We start from the raw sequence: 9,190 nt of genomic DNA, 5'->3' as shown, positions 1-9,190 counted from the left end.
GAAGGTTACATGATATCAGCCAGACTTGGAAACTATCTCATCAAATTAGTCCCCCCATAGAACCCCCTTGAGCCATCTTGCACACTTTTCTCTTTTTGTCAAATTTTATGTTAAGAAAGATGTGACTAATGGATAGCTTATCAAGGGGGGCAGGGGGGATCGAACCTAAAATCTATCTTCAATTTAATTATAACCAGCTACTTAGCAGCTTGTTATCACCCTTCCAGAAGTCCAGGAAGAGCGATAACCCGAAACTCTCAACCACGGACAAAACCCTTTCAAGTCTATCAATGGCTAGGTGGGGTGAATACAATCAAACCCGACAGCAACCCCGAAAATCGTGTCAGAATAGATCAGTGTAGTCACTGATTATCTTTGAGAAAAGTATTTATATGTTAGGACGGGACAACTACGATTTAATCATTGTCGGGGGCGGTATAGTCGGAACCACCCTAGCGGTGGCTTTAAAAAATACAGGATTAAATATCGCTATGATCGAGGAACGTCCCCTAGAGGTGGCCGCCTCCCGTCGTCAAGCTTATGCCCTCTCGTTGATGTCCAGCAGGATTTTTACAGGCTTGGGTATCTGGGATAAAATCTCACCCAGTATCGGTAAATTTCGTCATATTCGCCTTTCTGATGCCGATTTTCCGATTTTTGTCCCCTTTGTGGTCGATGAGCTAAAAACCGATTATTTGGGCTATGTGGGCGAACATCAAGTGATTTTAACCGCCCTGCACAATGCCAGCCAAGATTGCGATCGCATTGACTGGTTATCCCCTGCTAAAGTGTTAGAAGTGGAGTACGGAGCAGAAACAGCCACTGTCACCTTGGAAGAAGCTGGTCAAACCCGAAAAATCACCGCAAAATTAGTTATCGGGGCTGATGGAGCCAAATCCGCTATCCGGCAAGGGGCGCAAATTAAAACCAAAGGTTGGAAATATTGGCAATCCTGTGTCGCTTTCACCATTAAACATCAACTCGATCGCAACGATACCGCCTTTGAAAGATTTTGGCCCACCGGTCCGATGGGCATTTTACCGCTCCAGGGTAATCGCTGTCAGATCGTTTGGACCAATCCCCATGAAGAAGCGAAAAAACTGCAAGAAATGCCCGAAGCGGAATTTATCGACAAATTAGAAGCATATACAGGGGGATTACTGGGAAAAATAGCATTAGTTAGTCCCCGCGCTCTCTTTCCCGTACAGTTAATGCAGAGTGATACCTATGTTAAACCCCGACTGGCTTTAATTGGTGATGCCGCCCACTGTTGTCATCCCGTCGGTGGTCAAGGTTTAAATTTAGGCATTCGCGACGCAGCCGCTTTAGCGCAGGTATTAAAGGAAGCAGCGGAAAAGCAAGAGGATATAGGAGCGCTTTCTACCCTAAAATCCTACGAAAAATGGCGTAGATCGGAGAATTTAGCGATTTTAGGCTTCACAGATTTTCTAGATCGCCTGTTCTCCAATAACTGGCCGCCCATCGTTCTCATCCGTCGTCTCGGATTGGCAATTATGCGCGGTTTCCCCCCGTTGAAATTGTTTGCCCTGCAATTAATGACGGGATTAAAAGGACGTATTCCCCAATTAGCTAGGACTTGCTGAATAAATCTAAAAACCTTATTGGGTAAGACCTTTAGACTTTTTGTCAATCAAAAAGTACCAGATATGAGAGTGATCGGGGGGAAATTTAGGCACTTTTTCCCTGAAAATTAGGTAATTGGCCACCTCAAAACTGTTAAAACTCTACACCCTACACCCCACACCCCACACCCTGTCCCCACGAACAACTTTTTCAGCAAACCCTAGTTAGATAGCTGGCCGCTAATTCCGGGGATGGGGGAGAAAGGAAGAAAAAAAAGCTTGCAAAATGCTGCGATTATCGCTATGATGGTTAAGGTTCAATATCGGGGCGTAGCGCAGCTTGGTAGCGCACTACTTTGGGGTAGTAGGGGTCGTGGGTTCGAATCCCGCCGCTCCGATTGCAGAAAAACAGAACAAGGTAGGGATGCACCTAATCCCTACCTTGTTCTGTTTACTTGGAATTTTCTTAATTTATCAGCGTTTCTGATCAAGTTAGTTCACCATTAGAATCACTACTTTAGGAGAAAATGTCTAATCAAATATCAGCTTACGGTTCCTGGAAATCACCGATTACCTCGGATCTAATTGTGGCAGCATCGATTAGTCTTGGCGGTGTAACTCTAGATGGAGAAGATATTTATTGGTTAGAAGGCAGACCACAGGAAAAGGGGCGAAATGTTTTAGTTAAATTAAACCCCGACGGCACAACCACAGAAATCACCCCAGCACCTTTTAATGTGCGAACTCGTGTCCATGAATACGGGGGAGGTTCCTATCTAATTGTTGCCGGAATTATCTATTTTTGTAATTTTGCTGACCAAAGAATTTATCGCCAAACTGCTGATAGTTTACCCCAACCTCTGACCCCAGAAAATTCCTGTCGTTATGCGGATTTAATTCTCGATAAATTTGGCAATCGTTTAATCTGTGTTTGTGAAGATCATAGCCAAAAAGATCGAGAACCAGTTAATAGTATTGTCAGCATCGATGTGGATACAGGAGAAATAAAAACTTTAGTATCAGGCGACGATTTTTATACCTCTCCTCGCTTAAGTGCCGACGGTTCTCGATTAGCTTGGATTAGTTGGAATCATCCTAATATGCCCTGGGATAGTTCTTTTCTCTCGGTAGCAGATATTAATAATCTTTATTTGAGTAATATTCGGGTCATTGCTGGTGGTGAAAATGAGTCAGTGTGTGAACCGCGCTGGTCTGTCGATGAACAGTTATATTTTACCAGCGATCGCAATAATTTCTGGAACTTTTATTGCTTTAACCATGATGAACAAATCGAACCAGTTCTCGAACCAATAGAGGCTGAATTTGCCTATCCTCATTGGGTTTTTGGTTTATCTAACTACGGCTTTGCTGGCGAATCAAAGATTATTTGTAGCTATACAAAAAATGGCCGTTGGTATTTAGGAAGTATCGATACTGTTAATCGAGAATTTCAAGAAATTATTACTGATGATACTAACATTTCTTCCCTACAAGTTAGCGAGAACAAAATAGTTTTTATTGGCGGTTCTTTCAGGGAAGTAACAGCAGTTATCTCAATGGATTTAACCACAGGAACGAGAGAAATTCTCAAATCTTCTAGTAATTTAACTATTTCTAGCGATTATTTCTCGATTCCAGAAATGCTCGCTTTTCCCACCAGTCAGGGACTAACGGCATTTGCTTGGTATTATCCCCCCAAAAACCCCGATTATACCGCCCCCAATGGCGAATTACCGCCCCTTTTAGTCAAAAGTCACGGTGGACCGACGGCTGCGGCGACCTCTAGTTTAAGTCTGCGGGTGCAATACTGGACCAGTCGCGGTTTTGGCTATCTAGATGTTAATTATGGCGGTAGTACGGGTTATGGTCGTCAATATCGTCAGCGTTTGCTGGGAAATTGGGGAATTGTCGATGTGGAAGACTGCATCAACGGGGCAAAATATTTGGTTAATCAGGGATTAGTCGATGGGGAAAGATTGGCAATTTCTGGAGGCAGCGCCGGTGGTTATACAACTTTAGCGGCCCTAACTTTTCATGATACTTTTAAAGCAGGAGCTAGTTATTACGGAGTTAGTGATTTAGAGGTTTTAGCCACCGATACCCATAAATTCGAGTCGAGATATTTAGATAAATTGGTGGGACGTTATCCTCAAGAAAAGGAAATTTACTATCAGCGATCACCTATTCATTTTACCGCTCAGTTATCCTGTCCGGTGATCTTTTTCCAAGGATTAGAAGACCGAGTGGTTCCACCCAATCAAGCGGAAATGATGGTAGAAGCTTTAAAAGCGAAAGGTTTACCCGTTGCTTACCTTCCCTTTGCGGGAGAACAACACGGATTTCGTCAAGCTGAATCGATAAAACGAGCATTAGATGCAGAATTTTATTTTTATTCCCGTCTCTTTGGTTTTACTCCTGCTGATAATTTAGAACCCGTAGAAATTAAGTAATCGTGCCAAATTAATTTCCTAGGCCAGTAATCGGTGAACAGCAGATATAGACCCAATATTATCTGAAGACTAAAAGTCTTTCTAGTTAAGAAACTGACCCGAATAGAAATAATTTTAATTGTCCCATGTTTTTCTTAGAGGATGTTTGAAAAGTCAGGAGACCACTAGGGGCAGTGTAGTGATATAGAGCGGTTCTCACACCTGTGTGGCACAGTTAAACCTTTGCTAATTAGGGTTTTAAACATCGATAATATACCTCTTGCGAACAGGAAACGCTATATGCGCTTTTAGGCTTCTGTTATTGAAAAGAGAGGCAATTTTTCGAGGTTGCTTATATTACAACATTTCATTATACAGCTTTAAATACTTAGATGCTTGAATCTCAAGAGTAAATTCTTGCTCCACTTTTTGCCTTGCCCGAATGCACAATTGGTTATACCTTTCTGTATTTTCTAATACCCAATTAATCCCCTGTGCCAAGTCTTCCACCTCCAAGGGTTTGGCCAGATAGTGTAGCCACTTAAAATGGAAAAGTCATAATCTGATTGATCCATTCCTCAGTCGTAGATGCTTCCCACACTAAGATAATTGCATCGATCGCTTCGCCGATTGGAAGATTCTGAGAAAGAATTAGAACACCAGAACTCGTTTGCGACAAGATGAATTGACCAAACTCAGTCGGCATGGTTTTGCGATCGTGCGTGACCAGCACCCTACCATCCCGTGCTGCAATGGTTAAAACTTCTGGATCTTTTATTCCTTCAAGCCCTGCTTCATTGGCTGACTGAAAATCCAGATTTGGTTGTCTGCGGATTGCGCCAGTCACAATTGCCTGTCTGAGATCGGCATCAGCTTGAAAGCGAATTTTTGTCATGCTGCTTTCTACTTCTTGGCTTGAGCCGCCTTCAATTTTTGGTACAGCAAAGGACTCTTTTCTCTACAAGACTGTTGTAGTCGCTGAAACTCGACTTCACCCTTTTTCAGATAGGCATCGACAAGCTCTCGATTGGCCAGATAGAAAGCGATCGCACCATAAACCTGTTCGAGGGAAAGGATTGGGAAATTTTGGGCAATGCTTTCGGGAGATTCTCCGTTCAAGAAAGAATAGACAACTGAATCAAGGGAGATACGAGTTCCTTCGAGCCAATATTCTTCGTCTCGTTGCTCGATGTACTGTTTTGTTGGGATGGGGGCTAATTTCATAGGAGCAATGTTGCTGTTTAGCTAAAGGGATAAGAAATCGCATTACCAAGTAGGAATACCATTGCTAGGACTGGAGCATAGATTTTTGGAGATGTCTATTTCTTATGATGATATTAGCGTCGAGAACGAGGAATTTGAGTCTCACCCGCCTAAATCCTTTCCCTGATTCGCTCTGTCCGCTTCACACATCTGACGAAACTCACGAACAATATCGTCCTCGGAAATTCCTTTTTGACTTAACAGGTACTCAAATTGAGCGGCCACCGCTTGTAAGGCAGCGATATCGGCGCTTTTACTCCCCTGTTTAACGGGGAAATAGAACCCAACAGTATGACCGTGACGTAGTACCTCAACGGGAGTCTCACCGTATAGGTATTTAGGGAGTTCGCTCCGAAATTCTCGCACCCCAATTTTCTCAATGTCATACTTAATCCATAGTCTCTCTCGTTGTGTACGCATTGTGTACATACTGTAGCACTATTTAAGAAGGGATATCTACAAATAAATTTGCTCATGTTTTACCAGATTAAATTTTTAATCTGGTTTAAAGAAAATGCCATCCATCTGCAACATCCTCCCAGTTTTTTCGGCAGTAAACCCTGGTTCAATACCGTACAGTTCGTAACCTAGTTTTTCTATAATATCAATCATTTCTTTAAACAGGACTTGACCTTCGTAGAGAGGGACTAAAGATAATTCAAGCTTAATGCCTTTAACCAAAGGCAAAATTGCAGTTGCTCCTTCTAGCACTTGTTTTTCCAATCCTTGCACGTCTATTTTGAGGAAAATGGATTTAGTTTCGCTTTTGATATAGTCCTTGGCCAGGGTATCTAGCCTGCTCAATTTTACTGTTTCTGAACCAGAGTAAGCTGATTCGGGGGCAGATTCTAAGTGAGCATCCAGCATTGGCAAAGCTGAACTACTCTGACTATTACCAGCAATATTGATGATAATTTCACCTTCTTGGTTGCCGATGGCAGTTTGGGGAGCAATTTCCCACAGAGGGTCTTTTTCACTAACAGCTTTTAACTGAGAGTAAGCACTGGACAGCGGTTCAAAGGAAACAATCCTCCCAGAATAGCCTAATTCTCGCAGCAATTTAGCATATTGCCCAATGTTAGCACCAACATCGAATACTAAGTCAATGTTGTGATAGGCCAACAAGCGCTGCATTTTCGCAGCTTCAGATGTTTGGATATTGTATCTTTTTAGATCAATTCCTAAACTTCTGGAGAGTTTCTTAATCGTTTTTTTGATCATGGCTAAGACTGTTCAAGTTTACTTGGAAGATTCCAAGATATCATTATACAGCTTTAAATATTTAGATGCTTGAATCTCAAGAGTAAATTCCTGCTCTATTTTATCACGAGTGCGATCGCACAATTTCTGGTATCTCTTTTCGTCCTCCAATACCCAGGAAATTCCCTTTGCTAATTCCTCCACATCGAAAGGTTGAGCGAGATAACCATTTTGTTGATGTTCGATCATATCAGGCATTCCACCAATTTTAAAGGCAACAGAGGGAGTTCCACAGGCGAGAGCTTCCATGACTGTGTTAGGAAGATTATCCTCAAGGGAGGGAGCGACGAAAATATCGGCGGCGGCATAGACTAAAGCTAGGGAAATGTCATCATTTAATCTGCCTAAATAATGGGTTTTCAAGCCAAAATCAGGCGGATTAACTGGTTCAGAAGCACCAAAGACCACTAACTCTAATTTATGCTGCCATATTTCCCCCTGACTGAGTTTTTTTATAGCAGGTAGCAGCAGATGAAACCCTTTTCGGTTATCGCTTGTTGCCGTCATAGCACCAAAGAGGATAAGCTGTTTATCTTGGGGTAATCCTAAGAGATGCCGAGCAGTGTTTTTCTCGATTGGTTTATATCTTTGAATATCTAAGCCATTGGCAATTACTTCTATCCGTAAATCCTGAAATAGAGAACTATTTCTAGCACAATCTGCTAACCATTGACTGGGGGTAACAATAGTCAGATTTAGATTTTTCCAAGCTTGAGATTTTCGCCACCAAACCCAACGAGAAATATCCCAATCTTGCTGGCTTTTTAATTGGGGACAATGACCACAGGATTGGGTATAGCGATCACATTCTCCACTATAATGACAACCACCAGTAAAAGGCCACATATCGTGAGCCGTCCAAACAAGAGGTTGCTTAAATTTAGCTAGGGTTTCAATTTGTAAGAATCCCGCATTAATCCAGTGTAAGTTAATAATATCTGGACTAATTTGGGCTACTCTAGAAACAAGGCGATCGGGAAGCCATTGGATAGAATAAGGTGTTCTCTCTCTTTGAGAATATAATGACAAGGGCAAGTGATCAACAGCAGGTATTAGCTTTGTCCAACCCTTCATTAATTTATTTGCTGGCGATAAAACAGTATAGTCATCACGAGTTTTATCACCAACTAACAGAGTCGAATCTGCACCAGTTTCCCGCAAGCCTTGATGTAAACGATAAACTGCCGCATAGGCGCCTCCTCGACCATCAGAATTACTTAGTAAACATACTTTCATAATTTAAATAACATCTTTTCTATTTACATAGTTTTCCTTATTCTAAGAGCGGTATTTATCAAAGTCAATAAAGTTAATGTTACGGATATCAAGACTTTAATTTTCAACTAATACGGCGGTTACTCTATCCATCTGGCACAGACAAATCCTTATTGGATAAGCCTTTCGGCGTGAAAAATGTACCAGAACAAACATGAATCCGCCGTAACACTCTGAAACTTTTAGTTTAAAAAAAGCCAAGGATCGTTGAATTACAGAGGAAATTCCCAGTCAGATAAAACTTCTGCTAGAATATGATCGAGTTTATCCACTGTATCTGGATGTAACTTTTCTAGATATTGACCAGTTTTACCAGAACGCTGATGTTTCATAACCTCTATCTTTTGAACTGGGTTAGCTTTTGTCGTTAATCGAGCAATTTCTTCTTGAGAAGGATTTAATTCTAAAAATTCGGCAATTCTCTCAATAAATTCTGGGGTTTGAGCCGTGAAAAAGTCATATTTTAAATAAATAGAGTTTTGAGCAGTATCTCGAAGATGCTTGTATTTATTGTACAAAGGTACTACCCAAGTCTTCGATTCTTCCAGAACATATTGATCTATCCCCTGTTCTTGTAGTCTTTTCCTTCTTTCAAGAAACTCCTTCCTACTAATATCGTTCAGAGGTTCAGGATGGGTAAAAGCAAAGGAAAAATAAGCAGAGATAAGCACGTCTCTTGGATCTCTGAGAAAGAAAATATTTTTAAACTTATCTCTACCGGGAAAATCCAAAGGAACTCTTTGCGGCCCATATATTTTACCATGAAGAGAATAAAGGTCGCTGTAGGATTTTTCTAGGAAATTTTGGAGACAATCGATGTGAGGAGTGCCTAAATTAAATTTATTTCCCAAATGCCAGATGGCTCCAGCATAGTCCACCAATTCATAATCAGAATTTTTCAAGATTACACTAAATAATTGAGGCACAAAACTCGAAGCGCATTTATGAGTGGTGTAAAAGATAGCCGATTTGGGGTTTTCCGTATTTTTATAAACACTGATAATTTTTTTCTGCAATGTGACACTGTGAATTTTTGTCACAATTTTATGAGATAATTTGCTCAATAACATTACGAATAGCTCAAAAGCGTATATGATTTACAGACATAATAACACATAATTTATACTTTTGGAATGCCTATTGTAGGAAAATCCAAGTATAATTCAGATGATATTCTATTGGATACACAGGCAAGGGAGCATCCCACTTTTGCAATAAGCAATTGTACTTAGATGCGAAATACTTATATGGCAAGCCTTTTCGGGAGTTCATAGATTTTCAACGGTTCTCTAAATTGTGTGATTGGAACCAGAATCGTTACTACAAAAGCCTTCTTACCCTTCTGAGCATTTATACTCATTACATAATTGGGATGCTCCC

Annotated in this window: 8 protein-coding genes and 1 tRNA gene; 3 read left to right on the top strand and 6 right to left on the bottom strand. The window is 41.1% G+C overall.

The features are described from left to right. The first annotated feature begins 392 nt into the window (after positions 1-392). From O9323_RS12020 to O9323_RS12010, 3 genes are all read left to right on the top strand, one after another. Positions 393-1,604 carry an FAD-dependent hydroxylase gene (locus O9323_RS12020; protein WP_002754762.1) on the top strand — a complete coding sequence of 404 codons (1,212 nt, stop codon included), beginning with the start codon at positions 393-395 and terminating at the stop codon, positions 1,602-1,604. A 303-nt stretch (positions 1,605-1,907) separates the two neighbouring features. Then, positions 1,908-1,981 (top strand) — tRNA-Pro (locus O9323_RS12015). A gap of 129 nt (positions 1,982-2,110) precedes the next feature. After that, positions 2,111-4,033: a S9 family peptidase gene (locus tag O9323_RS12010; RefSeq protein WP_288125172.1), complete on the top strand. Its 1,923-nt coding sequence runs from the start codon at positions 2,111-2,113 to the stop codon at positions 4,031-4,033. 520 nt (positions 4,034-4,553) lie between these two features. Here O9323_RS12010 and O9323_RS12005 read toward each other — a convergent pair. From O9323_RS12005 to O9323_RS11980, 6 genes are all read right to left on the bottom strand, one after another. Then, the gene (locus O9323_RS12005; protein ID WP_288125171.1) at positions 4,554-4,907 is read right to left on the bottom strand and encodes a DUF5615 family PIN-like protein; all 354 of its coding nucleotides are present in this window, start codon (positions 4,905-4,907) and stop codon (positions 4,554-4,556) included. 8 nt (positions 4,908-4,915) lie between these two features. Continuing rightward, positions 4,916-5,236, bottom strand: coding sequence for a DUF433 domain-containing protein (locus tag O9323_RS12000; protein ID WP_288125170.1), 321 nt, complete (start codon positions 5,234-5,236; stop codon positions 4,916-4,918). Between the two features lie 141 nt (positions 5,237-5,377). Next, entirely contained in the window at positions 5,378-5,695 is a 318-nt protein-coding gene (locus O9323_RS11995; protein WP_130758109.1) for a hypothetical protein, read from the bottom strand. Positions 5,696-5,770: 75 nt separating this feature from the next. Next, positions 5,771-6,496, bottom strand: a complete 726-nt coding sequence (locus O9323_RS11990) for an FkbM family methyltransferase (protein WP_149107676.1) — start codon at positions 6,494-6,496, stop codon at positions 5,771-5,773. A gap of 18 nt (positions 6,497-6,514) precedes the next feature. Next, positions 6,515-7,771 carry a glycosyltransferase family 4 protein gene (locus O9323_RS11985; RefSeq protein WP_288125169.1) on the bottom strand — a complete coding sequence of 419 codons (1,257 nt, stop codon included), beginning with the start codon at positions 7,769-7,771 and terminating at the stop codon, positions 6,515-6,517. A 251-nt stretch (positions 7,772-8,022) separates the two neighbouring features. After that, a complete protein-coding gene (locus O9323_RS11980; protein WP_002795697.1) occupies positions 8,023-8,880 on the bottom strand; it encodes a sulfotransferase domain-containing protein in 858 nt (285 codons plus the stop codon). Positions 8,881-9,190 lie beyond the last annotated feature (310 nt).

This window comes from Microcystis sp. LE19-131.1A (assembly GCF_027532015.1).
Taxonomy (GTDB): domain Bacteria; phylum Cyanobacteriota; class Cyanobacteriia; order Cyanobacteriales; family Microcystaceae; genus Microcystis; species Microcystis ichthyoblabe_A.
The sequence above is the reverse complement of the archived record's forward strand: the minus strand, read 5'-3'. Positions and strand labels throughout refer to the sequence as shown.